General features: G+C 73.5%; 12 protein-coding genes. 8 read left to right on the forward strand and 4 right to left on the reverse strand.

Going from position 1 to position 13,415, the window contains the following annotated elements:
* Positions 1-39: 39 nt before the first annotated feature.
* From BLQ43_RS05665 to dusA, 3 genes are read right to left on the reverse strand one after another with little or no spacing between them, the layout of a single operon-like run.
* Positions 40-1,383, reverse strand: a complete 1,344-nt coding sequence (locus BLQ43_RS05665) for an MATE family efflux transporter (RefSeq protein ID WP_090019174.1) — start codon at positions 1,381-1,383, stop codon at positions 40-42.
* 48 nt (positions 1,384-1,431) lie between these two features.
* Complete coding sequence (locus BLQ43_RS05670; protein WP_090019175.1) at positions 1,432-2,193, reverse strand: DUF1499 domain-containing protein; 762 nt, start codon at positions 2,191-2,193, stop codon at positions 1,432-1,434.
* On the reverse strand, positions 2,193-3,215 hold the full coding sequence (gene dusA / locus BLQ43_RS05675) for a tRNA dihydrouridine(20/20a) synthase DusA (protein ID WP_090019176.1): 1,023 nt from the start codon (positions 3,213-3,215) through the stop codon (positions 2,193-2,195). The genes BLQ43_RS05670 and dusA overlap by 1 nt, the downstream gene beginning before the upstream one ends.
* Before the next feature lie 137 nt (positions 3,216-3,352).
* On the opposite strand from dusA, the gene BLQ43_RS05680 reads away from it, so the two are divergent.
* The 8 genes from BLQ43_RS05680 (at position 3,353) to fhuF (ending at position 12,395) form a co-directional block, all read left to right on the forward strand.
* On the forward strand, positions 3,353-4,099 hold the full coding sequence (locus BLQ43_RS05680; protein WP_176758541.1) for a protein-L-isoaspartate(D-aspartate) O-methyltransferase: 747 nt from the start codon (positions 3,353-3,355) through the stop codon (positions 4,097-4,099).
* A 547-nt stretch (positions 4,100-4,646) separates the two neighbouring features.
* Positions 4,647-5,054 (forward strand): DUF6746 family protein, encoded by a 408-nt coding sequence (locus BLQ43_RS05685; protein ID WP_143006173.1) that lies wholly within the window; start codon positions 4,647-4,649, stop codon positions 5,052-5,054.
* Positions 5,055-5,155: 101 nt separating this feature from the next.
* Positions 5,156-6,559, forward strand: a complete 1,404-nt coding sequence (gene thrC / locus BLQ43_RS05690; protein ID WP_090019179.1) for a threonine synthase — start codon at positions 5,156-5,158, stop codon at positions 6,557-6,559.
* Positions 6,560-6,690: 131 nt separating this feature from the next.
* A complete protein-coding gene (locus BLQ43_RS05695) occupies positions 6,691-7,950 on the forward strand; it encodes a M16 family metallopeptidase (protein WP_090019180.1) in 1,260 nt (419 codons plus the stop codon).
* A gap of 9 nt (positions 7,951-7,959) precedes the next feature.
* Positions 7,960-8,619: a GNAT family N-acetyltransferase gene (locus BLQ43_RS05700; protein ID WP_090019181.1), complete on the forward strand. Its 660-nt coding sequence runs from the start codon at positions 7,960-7,962 to the stop codon at positions 8,617-8,619.
* Positions 8,620-8,767: 148 nt separating this feature from the next.
* Positions 8,768-9,604, forward strand: a complete 837-nt coding sequence (locus BLQ43_RS05705; protein WP_090019182.1) for an ABC transporter ATP-binding protein — start codon at positions 8,768-8,770, stop codon at positions 9,602-9,604.
* The gene (locus tag BLQ43_RS05710) at positions 9,601-11,628 is read left to right on the forward strand and encodes an iron chelate uptake ABC transporter family permease subunit (protein ID WP_090019183.1); all 2,028 of its coding nucleotides are present in this window, start codon (positions 9,601-9,603) and stop codon (positions 11,626-11,628) included. The genes BLQ43_RS05705 and BLQ43_RS05710 overlap by 4 nt, the downstream gene beginning before the upstream one ends.
* Complete coding sequence (gene fhuF / locus BLQ43_RS05715) at positions 11,625-12,395, forward strand: siderophore-iron reductase FhuF (protein WP_090019184.1); 771 nt, start codon at positions 11,625-11,627, stop codon at positions 12,393-12,395. The genes BLQ43_RS05710 and fhuF overlap by 4 nt, the downstream gene beginning before the upstream one ends.
* On the opposite strand, the gene BLQ43_RS05720 is transcribed toward fhuF, so the two are convergent.
* Positions 12,317-13,294, reverse strand: a complete 978-nt coding sequence (locus BLQ43_RS05720; protein ID WP_090019185.1) for an ABC transporter substrate-binding protein — start codon at positions 13,292-13,294, stop codon at positions 12,317-12,319. The two genes, fhuF and BLQ43_RS05720, sit on opposite strands and share 79 nt — an antisense overlap.
* Between the last annotated feature and the right edge of the window lie 121 nt (positions 13,295-13,415).

Raw genomic sequence — 13,415 nt, forward strand, 5'->3', positions numbered from 1 at the left:
TAGCCCAGACGGCCGGCGCGGACCACCCGCCCGTGACCCTCAGGCCGGGGCGGGCGTTACCGCGCGCACGAGGCGCGGGTAGGCGGCGGCCAGCGAGATCCCGCGCGCGGCCATGAAGACCATCAACGCCAGCCACAGCCCGTGGTTGCCCCAGATGGGAATGAGGGCCCAGCACGCGCCCAGGTAGATCGCCAGCGAGACGAGCATGGCCGTGCGCATCGGCCCGGTGCGCGTCGCGCCGATGAAGATGCCGTCGAGCTGGAAGGCCCAGACCGACAACAGCGGCGAGGCCACCATCCACGGCAGGTAACTCGCCGCCGCCGCGCGCACCGCGCTCAGGTCCGTCATCACCCCGATGAGCAGCGTCCCCGCGCCGGCGAAGACCACGGCCGCGGCGGCGGCGAGGATGACGGCCCAGAGCGTCGCCGTGCGCACGGCCCGGCGCAGCCACGCCCGGTCGGCGCCGCCGACCGCGCGGCCGACCAGGATCTCGGTGGCGTGGGCGAAGCCGTCGAGGCCGTGGGAGAGGAACTGCTGGAACTGCATCAGCACGGTGTTGGCGGCCAGCGTCACCTCGCCGAAGGCCGCGCCGCGCGCGGTGAAGAAGGCGAAGGCGAAGATCAGCGCCAGGGTGCGCACGAAGATGTCGCGGTTGACCCGCAGCATCGCCACCAGCCGCTCGCGGTTGAGCAGCCGCTCGCGCGACCAGCGCCCGCCCGTGCGCGCCAGCACCCGCCAGCACACCGCCAGGCCCAGCGCCGCCGCCGCGACCTCCGCCAGCAGGCTCGCCCAGGCGACGCCCGCGATCGTCATGCCCAGGCCGGCGACGAAGAGCAGGTCGAGAACGATGTTCACGCCGTTCAGCGCGACCTGGAGCGCCAGCGCGTGCCGGGGCCGCTGCGTGCCCAGCAGCCAGCCGAGGACGGCGTAGTTCGTCAGCGCGAAGGGGGCGGAGAAGATGCGGATGGAAAAGTAGGTCTCGGCATGGCCGAGCACGGCGGGCGTGGCGTCCACCACCGCGAAGGCGACCGCGCCGATGGGCCATTGCAGCGCGATCAGCCCCGCGCCCAGGCCGCCCGCCAGCAGCAGCGCCCGGCCCAGGGTGGCGCGCAACTCGTCGGGGTCGTCCGCGCCCAGGGCCTGCGCGGCGAAGCCGGTCGTGCCCATGCGCAGGAAGCCGAAGCCCCAGTAGAGAAAGGAGAACACCAGCGCGCCCACCGAGACGCCGCCGATGAAGGCGGGGTCGGGCAGGTGCCCCATCACGGCCGTGTCCACCGCGCCCAACAGCGGCGTGGACAGGTTCGCCAGGATGATGGGCAGCGCCAGCGTCAGCACGCGGCGGTGCCAGCCCTGCTCGGTTTCCGGGGTGGATGGTGCGGTCATGGCCGGCGCGTGATCGCGGCAAACGCCCGGCCGGTCAAGCCGCAGGCGTTACTCGGCGGGCGCGGCGCCGGGCAGCCGTTCCTGCACCCCGGCCAGGAACTCGCGGATGCGCTTGGCATTGGCGCCCAGGTCGCTGACGCCCACGCGCGAAGCCGAGCGCACGTCGATGCGTGAACCGCCGTCCTCGCGTGCCGTGACCCGCACCGCGACGTCGTCGCGGAAGCCGAACCAGAAGGTTTCCGCCGTGGCCTCGATGCGGCGCGCTTCGGCGTCGGCGGCCGCGATGTTCCAGCCCATGGCCGCCGCCGCCGCGCGCGCCGCATCGAACGCCCGCTCCGGCGAAACGGGAACGGTCAGCGGCCGGATGTTGGGATAGGCCTGTTTCTGCTGCTTGGCCGTCGTCTCGCCGGGGTAGGCGACGGCGTTGGGCGCTTCCTCGCGAATCTCGGCCAGCGCGACGAACCGCGGCGGGTTCTTGGTGTCGGTGGTGATGTCGTGGATGGGTGGGTAGGCCTCCACCATGCGCACGTGCAGCAGCGGCACCGCTGCCGCCGCGAGCGCGATCACCAGCCCCGGCAGGGCCGTCAGGCCCAGGCGCGCGCTGCGCTGGTGCATGGCGCCGAGCAGCCCCGCCCCCGAGAGCGCCACCGCCGCCAGCGCGCCGTAGACGCTCCAGCGCAGGACGGCGAAGCCGGTCCGGAAGTCCCAGAAACCGAGCTTGGTGCCCAGACCCGCCAGCACGCCGGCCAGCGCCGCCACGACCGCGAGCGCCAGCCCGGCGCCGACGAGGGTGCGGACGATCCCGCGCATCAGGCCGCCATCCGAACGCCGGTGCGCACGCGGGCGAAAGCCTCGGCGATCACCTCCGGCGGGGCGTCGTCACGGCGCGCCGCCTCGCTCAGGTGGCGGCGCCAGTGCCGCGCGCCCGGCAGACCCGAGCACAGCCCGAGCGCGTGGCGCGTGACCGCCCGCACCGGGGTTCCCGCCGCGTGCAGTTCGCGCGCGTGGGCGATCAGGCCGTCGATCGCCGCCTCGCGGTCGGCGACCGGGTTGGTCTCGCCGTAGATGCGGCGGTCGGCGTCGGCCAGCAGCCAGGGGTGGTCGTAGGCGGCGCGGCCGAGCATGACGCCGTCGACATGATTCAACTGCTCTTCGACGCCGTCGAGGTCCTGAATGCCGCCGTTGGTGAGGATCTCCAGCTCCGGCCGCTCGCGCTTGAGCCGGTGGACCCGGGCGTGGTTCAGCGGCGGCTTCTCGCGGTTCTCCTTGGGGCTCAGGCCCTGGAGCCACGCCTTGCGCGCGTGGATGATGAAGACGGAGCAGCCGCCCCGCTCGGCTACGGTGTCGACGAAGTGGCGCAGGAAGGCGTCGTCGTCGCTGTCGTCGATGCCGATGCGGGTTTTGACCGTCACGGGGATGCGGGACACGGCCGCCCGCATGGCCGCCACGCAGTCGGCGACCAGCTCCGGGCGCGCCATGAGGCAGGCGCCGAAGGTCGCGTTCTGCACCCGGTCGGAGGGGCAGCCGACGTTCAGGTTGACTTCGTCGTAGCCCCGGGCCTCGGCGATGGCCGCGCTTTGGGCCAGCGCATCCGGGTCGGCGCCGCCCAGCTGCAGCGCCACGGGGTGCTCGGCCGGCGAGAACCCAAGCAACTTGTCGCGCTCGCCGTGGAGCACCGCGTTCGCCGTGACCATTTCGGTGTAGAGCAGCGTGCGCCGCGTCAGCAGGCGGTGGAAGGCGCGGCAGTGGCGGTCCGTGCACTGCATCATGGGCGCCACCGCGAGGCGCCGGTCCAGCGGCTGTGCGTGCGTTTCATCGGGCCGGACGGCCATCCGCCAACCTCCCTGTTTGCTCCGGTCGCGGTCCGCCCCGGTCGTGGCGGTGCGGGGCGTCGTGCTTTGGAGCGATTCGCGTACCGGTGGGCCGCGGTGGTATCTTTCGACTCTGTGGTCCAGCGATGGAGGCGGCCATGCGCCGCGCGATCCGGTTCGGCGTGCTGGCGGCCGTGGCGGCGATGCTGGCGCCCACGGCCCGGGCGGAGGGCGTCGAGGACGCCGGCGAAGCCCGGCGCGCCATGGTGCGCATCATCGAAACCAAGGTTTCGCACACCGCCAGCGTCACCAATGTGCCCCAGATCGATCCGCGCGTCATGACCGCGATGCGGGCGGTGCCGCGCCACGTCTTCGTGCCGGGGCCGTTGCGCCCCTACGCCTACGCGCCGACGCCGCTGCCGGTGACGGCGGAACAGCGCTTGGCCTCGCCCTTCCTCGTGGCGCTGATGACGCATCTGGCCGAGGTGCAGCCGGGCGAGCGCGTGTTCGAGACGGGCACGGGCGCGGGCTACCACGCCGCCGTGCTGGCGGAGATGGGGGCCGAGGTCGTCAGCGTCGAGGTGCTGGAAGACGTGGCCGAGCAGGCGCGGGCGAACCTGAAGGCCGCCGGGATCGACGGCATCGAAACCCACGTCGCCGACGGCTACTACGGCTGGGCCAGGGGCGCGCCCTACGACGCCATCATCCTGAAAGAGGCCGTGGGCGCGGTGCCGCGCGCGCTGCTCGACCAGCTCGCCCCCGGTGGCAAGCTGGTGGCGCCCATCGGCCCGGAAACCGGCGGCCAGCAGCTCACCGTCATCACCAAGAACGGCGCCGGCGGCACATCCCGCCGCGAGATTCTGCCCGTGCAGTTCACTCCGCTCCAGGGTGGGGAGCGGATTTGATGACCGGGGTGCGGATCGGAGGGTGCTGGCGGTCGGTGCGCATCTCGCGGAAATTGCAGCAGTCCAGCCTGTGCGTTATAAAGGTGGGGCGACCTTGAAGGCGTCTTCGGGCGTCACTGAAGCAAGATCGACGCGCCGTCCGGGTGATGGGGCACTCGGGCGGCGCAATCTTTTTGCGAGGGATGTTGGGGCCAGAGCGCACCCCGGCCCCACCCGGTGTGGCAGCCTCTACATCTTCCAGGCCATCCACACCAACGCGGCCGTCTGAACGGCCACGAGTGCGACCTCGATCGGCGTCACGTGGCGTCACCTCCTTCCAACACCGGCGGATTTGCGTCCGGTTGGGGGCCGGCGCGACCGGTGCGCCGAGGACGTTAAGTACGTGCAGTGCAACCAGAAAGATGAAAATCGGGCGTGTCCTCGCGAGTTTGTTGGTGGCGGGTGTGGCGTCAGGCCACGATCGCGGTAAGCCGAGGCCTTGCATCCGGCGCCCGCGTTTGATTGTCTGCGAATGCAATTCAATCGCAATTCCAAGGAGCGCCACAGCATGCAGGCACGCTGGATCGCCCTGGCCCTGGCGGCCGGGATCATGGCCGCCGGCCCCGCGCAGGCCGGCAGCGGGCACGACGACGATCACGGGCACGACGACCGCGTCGAGCACTACGAGGGCAAGAAGATCGAGAGCCGCGAGCAGGCGGTCGAGGCCCTGCGCTCGGTGAACGCCAAGCTGGACGAGCTGCTCGCCGGCGAGCTGACGCCCCAGACGATGAACACCGTCCACAAGATCAGCTACACGATGGAGAACGCGCTGCCCTACCTCCATTCCAACACGGACAGCGCGGCCAAGAGCCTGGAGAAGATGCACCTCGCCAGCGAGCGCATGGAGGCCGAGGCGGTGAAGACCAACGGCGAGGCCTACCTGAAGGACCTGCGCACCATCCTGGGCGAGCCGTAAACCGCTTGGCGGGGCGCCGGGCCGCCGGCGCCCCGCGCGCGTTGCATCCCCCGGCGTCCTGCGCTTAAGACGGCTGCGGACACCGCCGGGAGGTCGCAGCCGTGCTCTACATCTCCACCCGCGGCGAGGCGCCGCGCCTGCCGTTCGACGACGTCCTGCTGTCGGGCCTGGCGCGCGACGGCGGGCTCTACCTGCCCGATCACTGGCCGCACTTCGACGCCGCCACGTTGCGGTCCTTCGCCGGCAAGCCCTACGCCGAGGTCGCCGCCGAGGTGCTGCGGCCCTTCCTGCCCGATTCCGTCGCGGCGGACGTCATCGATCGCCTGACCGCGCGCGCCTACGCCCGCTTCGGCCACGCCGCGACCTGCCCGCTGGTCCAGCTCGACCCCAGCACCTGGGTGCAGGAGTTGTTCCACGGCCCCACGCTGGCCTTCAAGGATCTGGCGCTGCAGCTGCTCGGCGATCTCTTCGAGCACGTCCTGGCCGCGCGCGGCGAGCGCATCACCATCATCGGCGCCACCTCCGGCGACACCGGCTCCGCCGCCATCGAGGCGTGTCGGGAGCGCGAGCGCATCGACATCGTCATGCTGCACCCCGCCGGGCGCGTGTCCGAGGTTCAGCGCCGCCAGATGACCACGGTGGACGCCGCCAACGTCCACAACGTCGCGCTCGACGGCACCTTCGACGACTGCCAAGCGGCGGTGAAGGCGATGTTCGCCGACACCGCGCTGCGCGACCAATGCGGCCTGGCGGCGGTGAACTCCATCAACGTCGCGCGCATCCTGGCGCAGGCGGTCTACTACATCACCGCCGGGGTGGCGCTGGGCGCGCCGGACCGCCCCGTGTCCTACGCCGTGCCCACGGGCAACTTCGGCAACGTCTACGCCGGCTACATGGCCGCCCAGATGGGGCTGCCGGTGGAGCGGCTGATCGTCGGCTCCAACAGCAACGACATCCTCACGCGCTTCCTCAACGAGGGCGCGATGGACGCGCGGTCGGTGGTGGCGACGCTCTCGCCCTCGATGGACATCCAGGTGTCCAGCAACTTCGAGCGCCTGCTGTTCGACCTGCTGGACCGCGACGGCGCGGCCGTGCGCACCCGCATGGCGCGCTTCAGGGACACCGGCTCGCTGGACGTGCCCGCGACCGCCTGGCGCGCGGCGCGCGACATCTTCGCCGGGGCGCGCTACGACGACCGGGAGACGCTGGCGGAGATCGCGCGCATCCACCGCGAGACGGGCATGCTGGTGGACCCGCACACCGCCATCGGCATCGCCGCCGCGCGCGACCGGCGCCCGGACGATTCCACCCCCGTCGTCGCGCTGGCCACGGCGCACCCGGCCAAGTTCCCCGACGCCGTCGAGCGCGCGACGGGCGAGCGCCCGGCGCTGCCGCCGCGCCTGGCCGGGCTGTACGACTGGCCGGAACACGCCAGCGAGCTGCCCAACGATCTCGACAGCCTCAAGGCGTTCGTCCGCGAGTGCAGCCGCGCCGCGGCAGCGTGAGCAGCCGCGTCAGGTCGGGGTGATGGGGCGGGGTGAGATTCGGCGGGGTGACGGGGCGGCCGCCGCACCCTACCTTTGACCGTGACAGCTTCACGAAATCCATCTGCAACAGCGAACGGCGGACCGACACCATGAGCGTACGCGTCACCCGGCTCTCCAACGGCCTCACCGTGGCCACGGACACCATCCCCCACGTGGAGACGGTGGCCCTGGGCACCTTCGTGGGCGTGGGCACGCGCCACGAGCCGGCGGAGCTGAACGGCGTGGCGCACCTGCTGGAGCACATGGCGCTCAAGGGCACCGAGCGCCGCAGCGCCCGCGACATCGCCGAGGAGATCGAGAGCGTCGGCGGCCAGATCAACGCCTACACGGGCCGCGAGAGCACGGCCTTCCACGCCAAGGTGCTCAAGGAGCACGCCGAGCTGGCGCTGGACATCGTCGCCGACGTCGTGCGCAACCCGCGCTTCGACCAGGAGGAGCTGGACCGCGAGCGCCAGGTCATCCTGCAGGAGATCGGGCAGGCCCACGACACGCCCGACGACATCATCTTCGACCACGTGCAGGAGGTCGCCTTCCCGAACCAGGGCGTCGGCCGGCCCGTGCTCGGGCGCGCGGAGAACGTGGCGAGTCTCTCGCGCGACGACCTCATGGGCTACATGCGCCTGCACTACGGCGCGCAGCGCATGGTCGTCGCCGCCGCCGGCAACATCGACCACGACCGCTTCGTCGCCATGGCCGAGGAAAAGTTCGGCGACCTGCCGCGCACGGCCGATCAGGCCGGCGATCCGGCCAATTACGTCGGCGGCGACTTCCGCGAATCGCGCGCGCTGGAGCAGGTGCACGTGATCCTGGGCCTGCCCGGCGTGGGCTACCGCGATCCGGACTACTACACCGCGGCCGTGCTGGCGACGCTGCTCGGCGGCGGCATGTCCTCGCGCCTCTTCCAGAAGGTCCGCGAGGAGCGCGGGCTGGTCTACACCGTCTTCGCCTTCCACGCCGCCGCCACGGACAGCGGGCTGTTCGGCGTCTACGCCGGCACCGGCGCGCGCGAGGTGGCGGAGCTGCTGCCGGTGGTGTGCGGCGAGATCGCGGACGTGGTGAACACCGTCAGCGAGGCGGAGCTGAACCGGGCGCGCGCCCAGCTCAAGGCCAGCATCCTGATGAGCCAGGAGAGCACCAGCGGTCGCTGCGAGCAACTCGCCAATCACCTGTTGGTCTACGGGCGCCCGCTGTCAACCGACGAGATCGTGCAGGGCATCGAATCCGTGGATGGCGAGGCGGTGCGGCGGCTGGCCGCGCGGCTGGCGGGCAGCCGGCCCACGCTGGCCAGCCTGGGCCCGGTGGAGTCCGTGGAATCCTTCGACACCGTGGCGGGCCGCTTCGCCGCCTGAACCGATGGAATGGCCGTGCTGGACTGGCTGAACAGCATGCCCGAAAAGGGTTTGCGGCTGGTCTACGGCCGCATCTACCTGCGGCCGCCACGCCCGCGCGACTGGCGCGCGTGGTCGCGCCTGCGCCAGCGCAGCCAGACCTTCCTGACGCCGTGGGAGCCGACCTGGCCCGAGGATGCGCTCGAACGCGGCGCTTTCCGGCGGCGGCTGCGCCAGTACGCCGACGAGATGCGCCAGGGCCGCGGCTACACCTTCCTCATCTTCCGGCGCAGCGACAACGCGCTCGTCGGCGGCATCTCCATCATGAACCTGCGTCGGGGCGTGGCGCAGACGGCCACGCTGGGCTACTGGATCGGTGCGCCCTACGCGCGCCACGGCTACATGAGCGAGGCGCTGTCGGCGGTGCTGGACTTCGCCTTCGACACCCTGGGCCTGCACCGCGTGGAGGCGGCCTCGCTGCCGCACAACGTCGCTTCGCAGGGGCTGCTGCGGAAGGTCGGCTTTACCGAGGAAGGCCACGCCCGCGAGTACCTGCGCATCAACGGCCGGTGGCAGGACCACGTCCTCTTCGCCATCCTGCGCCACGATCCGCGCGGCGTCGCCGCCAAGCGCCACGACGCCGTGCCCGCCCCGCCGCCGGACGAAACCTTCCTCAGTCAGATCGAGTGACGCAGCCCAAACCGAGCGAGGCGGGCGCCCATCCGCCGGGTGGGGCAAGCGCCTTGCCCGCGACGCCTTTCCGCGCGATGGTGCGATTGCTTTCCATTCGCATCGGCTAGCTGCTACAGCTCGCCCGCGATCGCGGCGGGAGCGGCTCATGGCTTCGAGGGAAACGGACGAGACGGGTACCGGCCTGCATGCGGCCGGGATCACTGTGGTGCGCGGCGGCCGCCCCATTTTGCGGGACGTGGACGTGCGTCTCGCCACGGGCGGGGTCATGGCGGTCTGCGGCGCCAACGGGTCCGGCAAGAGCACCCTGCTTGCGGCGCTCGCGGGGCTCGTGCCCGTGGCGGCGGGAAGCGTCAGCGTGGACGGCGAGGCCATTCACAGGCTGCGCCGGCGCGAGGTCGCGCGCCGCATCGCGGTGCTCACCCAGGGTGCGCCCGCCGCGGAGGGCTTCAGCGTGCGCGAACTGGTGCACTTGGGCCGCCACCCCTGGCGCGGGCCGCTCCAGCCGGCGGGCCGCGAAGACCGCAGGGCCGTGGAGTGGGCGCTCGATGTCACGGGCACCGCGGCGCTCGCCGAGCGCGATGTGATCACGCTCTCCGGCGGCGAGCGCCAGCGCGCCCATCTGGCGATGGCGCTGGCCCAGGGGTGTAGCTACCTCCTGCTCGACGAGCCGACCACCTATCTCGATCCGCGCCATCAGCTCGACATTCTCCACCTCGTGCGCGAGCTCAACCGCACGCACGGCTTGAGCGTGCTGTGGGTGCTCCACGACCTGAACCAGGCGGCCCATTATTCGGACCGCGTGGTCGTGCTGGCCGAGGGCCGCGTACAGGCCGACGGTCCGCCGGCCGAGGCGCTGCACCCCGACCACGTGGCGGCGGCGTTCAATCTGCGCGTCCTGCGCCTGCCGCATCCCGAAACCGGCCAGCCCCTGTGCGTGCCGAGCGCCGAGCAGGACGCCCCGCTTCGCCCGGACGCGCCATGACGACGGCCGGCGCCGGCTTCCCCACCGCCGCGCGTTGCGCCGTCGCCCCCGGCGTGTGGGCGGCCGTGCTGGGCGCGGTGCTCCTGCCGCTCGCCGCGCTCGGGCACGCGGGCCTGGAGGCGCCGTGGTCGCCCGCGGACGTCTGGGCCGCCGTCGCCGGCGGGGAGTCGCCCTTCGGTCCCCTGATCCGGGAGGTGCGCCTGCCGCGCACGGCCGCGGCCTGCCTCGCGGGCGCCATGCTCGCGCTCTCCGGCGTCGTCTTCCAGGCGCTGACGGGCAACGTCCTGGCCGCGCCCGGTGTGCTGGGCGTGACCACCGGCGCGAACGTCGGGCTGGTCGCGGCGCTGCTGCTGTGGCCCGGCGCGGCGCTGGTGCCCGCGCTGCCGGCGTTCCTCGGCGGCCTCGCGGCGGCGGCGATCACAGCCGGCGTGGCGCGCGCGGCCGGCGGCGGGCCGACGCAGCTCATCCTCGCGGGGATCGCGGTCTCGCTGGCGGGCACGGCCCTCAGCACGGCGCTGGCGTTGTTCGACACCGAGCGCGTCGCGGGGGTCTTCGTGTGGAGCGCCGGGGACGTGGCGCAGGGCTCCTGGCACGCCGTCGCCGTGGCGGCCGCCGCGCTCGCGCCGCTGGGCCTCGGGCTGGCGGCGCTCGCGCGTTCGCTCGACCGCATGCGCCTGGGCGCGACCGAAGCGGCGGCGCTCGGCGTGGCCGTGACCCCCGTGCGCTTGGGCGCCGGGGCGCTGGCCGTGCTGATGGCGGCGCTGGCGGTTTCGATGGTCGGGCCGATCGCCTTTCTCGGCCTGGTCGTGCCCAACGCCCTGCGCGCGCTGGGCATCGCGCGGCCCGCGGCGCTGGCGCCGCCGGCGGCCGCGTGGGGAGCCCTCCTCCTGCTGGGCGCCGACGCCGTGAGCCTTGCGCTCGACGCCGGGGCGACGTTTTCGGCGGGGCTCGTCACCGCGCTGATCGGCGCGCCCGTCCTGGTCGCCCTGGTGGCCCGCCGGGCGCCCGCCGAGGGCCGCGGCACGGGGCTGCCGGGGCGACGGCGCAGCCCGCCGCCCGTCGCCATCGCCGCCGGGGCGGTCGGCGTTCCGCTGCTTCTGGCCGCGAGCGTCGCGACGGGTGCGACGGGACCGCCGGCGCTCGACAGCGTCCTGGCGGCTGTGGGGGCCCTCGATGCCGGCCAGGTGCCCGCGCACGTCCTCGACCAGCGCCTGCCGCGCACGACCGTGGCGCTGCTGGCCGGCGCGTTCCTGGCGCTGGCGGGCGTGCTGCTCCAGGGCGTCGTGCGCAACCCGCTGGCCGGCCCGGAGGTGCTGGGGCTGACGCAGGGCGCGGGGTTGGCGGTGGTCGCGGCCGTGCTGCTGCTGCCCGGCACGGGCCGCGAAGCGCTTCAGCTCGCCGCCGTCGCCGGCGCCGCGGCGGCACTGATCGTGGTCACGCTGGCGGCCGGACGCGCCAGCGCGCCCGTGCGGCTGGCCCTGGTGGGGGTGGCGATCTCGGGCGTTGCCGCGTCCCTCGCCGCCGTGGCCGTGCACGCGGCGGGGCTGCGCGGGGCGGAGGTGCTCACCTGGCTGGCCGGCAGCACCTACGCGCGCGGCTGGCCGGCCGTGGCGAGCGCGCTGCCGGGGTTGGCGCTGTGGCTGCCGGCCGCGCTGCTGGCCCGGCGCCTGGACGTGCTGCGCCTGGGCGACGCGCACGCGGGCGCGCTGGGCATGCGCGCCGGGACGACCCGGCGTACGGCCCTGGCGACGGCGGCGCTGGCGGCGGGTGCGGCCGTCGCGATCGTCGGCCCGGTCGCGTTCGTGGGGCTGGTGGCGCCGCACGCTGCGCGCCTCCTCGTGGGCGGCCGGCACGGGCCGCTCCTGGCCGTGGCGCCGCTGCTCGGCGGCGGGCTGTTGGCGGTGGCGGATCTTGTCGGCCGCAGCGTCCTGGCGCCGACCGAGGTGCCGGCGGGCGTGGTCACGGCGCTGCTGGGCGCGCCCTATTTCCTCGGACTCCTGGCGCTCGGGGGGCGGCGCGCATGATCCGCCAACTGCCCCACGCGGGTCCGGTCGCGGTGGCGCGCCGCCTGATCGGCCCGATCCCGCCCGCCGCCGCGATCCCGGTCTACGGCATGTCGCTGGCGCCGCCGGCGCGGCTCGCCGGCTCACCCCTGATCCCCGATCGCCTGGAGGCCGCGCTGGCGGGCTACGCCGCGGGCTGGAGCGACCCGGAACCGCGCGCCGTGGCGACGCAGTTCAGCAAGTACTGGTTCCGCGCGGCGATCCCGCCGGTCGTGGTGTGTGCCGCCGCCGGGCGCGCGGCCCCCGAGGTGGCGCCCGACGCCCTGCGCGTGGAACCGGACGGCGCGGGCATCCCCTTCCTCGTGGCGCCGGACGATCCGGCCATCGGGATTGCGCCCGCGGACGGGGCGGCGCTCATGGACCGCCTCGTGCGCGGGCATCTGGAGCCGGTCGTCGCCGCGCTGGCCGCGCGGTCGGGGCTGGCGCCGCGCGTGTTCTGGTCGAACGCGGGCAACGTGATCGCGTGGTACCTGGAACAACTCCGCGCCCAGCCCGCCACCGCGGACGCGGCGCGGGCGCTCGCCGCGCACTGGGTGGAGGCGACGGCCAACCCGCACTTCGACGGCCGCAACCCGATGTCCAAGCCGGTGATCGACACCACGGACGCCCACGGCCGCCCCGTACGCCGCCGGCGGGTGTGTTGCGCCCGCTACCTCTCCGCCGAACTGGACGTCTGCGGCTCCTGTCCGCTCAGCAGCGCCCCGGCGGCGCGCCGCGCGAAGCGCTGAGCCGTGGCGACGCCGCCGAAGGGTGCGGTGTCGCGCGAAAGCAGGTGCATCCGTCCCGCGCGAGCCGCGGGAACCGCCCGCCATGCCGAGGCGCGCGGGCCGCTCTCCCACGGCGGGGTTTCGTGGTGCGAAACGAACAGCCCGTGCGCTTCCCCCAGCCGCGCCAGTCCCGTGAGCCCCACAGTGTCGAAGCCGTAGCGTTCCGGGGTGCCGTCCCAGGCGTAGCGGAGCCCCAAGTCGGTGAGAATCCGCGGGGCCATCGCGTTGCGGGTGAACACACGGTACCGGGACGCGCCCGGCAGGGAGCTGGCGACGAAGGCCCGGTCGTCCGCGAACCCGGCGTCGGCAAGCTGCCGGCGCTGGGCGGCGAGGGTCGCGTCCAGCTCTTCCAGGCGCGTCTCGGCTTCGCCCTCTCGGCCCACGGCGCGGGCCAGGGTCCGCGTAAGCTCGCGCATGTGATCCAGGCGATCCGAGACGCCGCCGGGATAGAACCGCAGCAGCAGCGTGGGCGCGATTTCGGCCAGGCGCTCGCGGATGCCGCCGTGGCGGAATTCCGCTCCGACGATAAGGTCCGGTTCCAGCTTGGCGATGCGTTCGAGGCTCGGCTCCTGGCGCCGGCCCACCGGTGTCACCCCCGCCAGCGCCTGGGCGCGGATGTTCACATAGCGGCGGTATTCGGCCGGGGCCGCCACGCCCGCCGGCGGCACATCCAGCACCAGCAGCGTCTCGGTCACGGCGTGGACCAGGGACACCACCCGCTCGGCCGGGCCGTCGAGGCGCACGGGAGCGGCGGCGTGCCGGTCGAGGGTGAGGCCGCCGGCCGCGCGTGACGGCGACAGGGCCAGGAGTGTGAGCACGGCACACGCGATCGCCGCCGCGCGGCATGTGTTGGCAGGCATGCGGCTTCCTTCCGGATCTGGCCGGGACAGGCTGGCAAGCTTTCAGTGTTCGTGCAAATGATATTCATTTGCATTTGTTGCCCTGCGGCATTAGGTTCCCCGACCCGCGGCGGCCGGGGGC

This window comes from Limimonas halophila, from assembly GCF_900100655.1.
GTDB classification, from domain to species: Bacteria; Pseudomonadota; Alphaproteobacteria; order Kiloniellales; family Rhodovibrionaceae; genus Limimonas; species Limimonas halophila.

What these genes read in the sequence shown, in the direction of transcription:
- BLQ43_RS05695 (WP_090019180.1), top strand. Translation starts at nt 6,691, where the DNA reads ATGAGCGTACGCGTCACCCGGCTCTCCAACGGCCTCACCGTGGCCACG.
- BLQ43_RS05720 (WP_090019185.1), bottom strand. Translation starts at nt 13,294, where the DNA reads ATGCCTGCCAACACATGCCGCGCGGCGGCGATCGCGTGTGCCGTGCTC.
- BLQ43_RS05710 (WP_090019183.1), top strand. Translation starts at nt 9,601, where the DNA reads ATGACGACGGCCGGCGCCGGCTTCCCCACCGCCGCGCGTTGCGCCGTC.
- BLQ43_RS05680 (WP_176758541.1), top strand. Translation starts at nt 3,353, where the DNA reads ATGCGCCGCGCGATCCGGTTCGGCGTGCTGGCGGCCGTGGCGGCGATG.
- BLQ43_RS05685 (WP_143006173.1), top strand. Translation starts at nt 4,647, where the DNA reads ATGCAGGCACGCTGGATCGCCCTGGCCCTGGCGGCCGGGATCATGGCC.
- BLQ43_RS05700 (WP_090019181.1), top strand. Translation starts at nt 7,960, where the DNA reads ATGGCCGTGCTGGACTGGCTGAACAGCATGCCCGAAAAGGGTTTGCGG.
- dusA (WP_090019176.1), bottom strand. Translation starts at nt 3,215, where the DNA reads ATGGCCGTCCGGCCCGATGAAACGCACGCACAGCCGCTGGACCGGCGC.
- fhuF (WP_090019184.1), top strand. Translation starts at nt 11,625, where the DNA reads ATGATCCGCCAACTGCCCCACGCGGGTCCGGTCGCGGTGGCGCGCCGC.
- BLQ43_RS05670 (WP_090019175.1), bottom strand. Translation starts at nt 2,193, where the DNA reads ATGCGCGGGATCGTCCGCACCCTCGTCGGCGCCGGGCTGGCGCTCGCG.
- BLQ43_RS05705 (WP_090019182.1), top strand. Translation starts at nt 8,768, where the DNA reads ATGGCTTCGAGGGAAACGGACGAGACGGGTACCGGCCTGCATGCGGCC.
- BLQ43_RS05665 (WP_090019174.1), bottom strand. Translation starts at nt 1,383, where the DNA reads ATGACCGCACCATCCACCCCGGAAACCGAGCAGGGCTGGCACCGCCGC.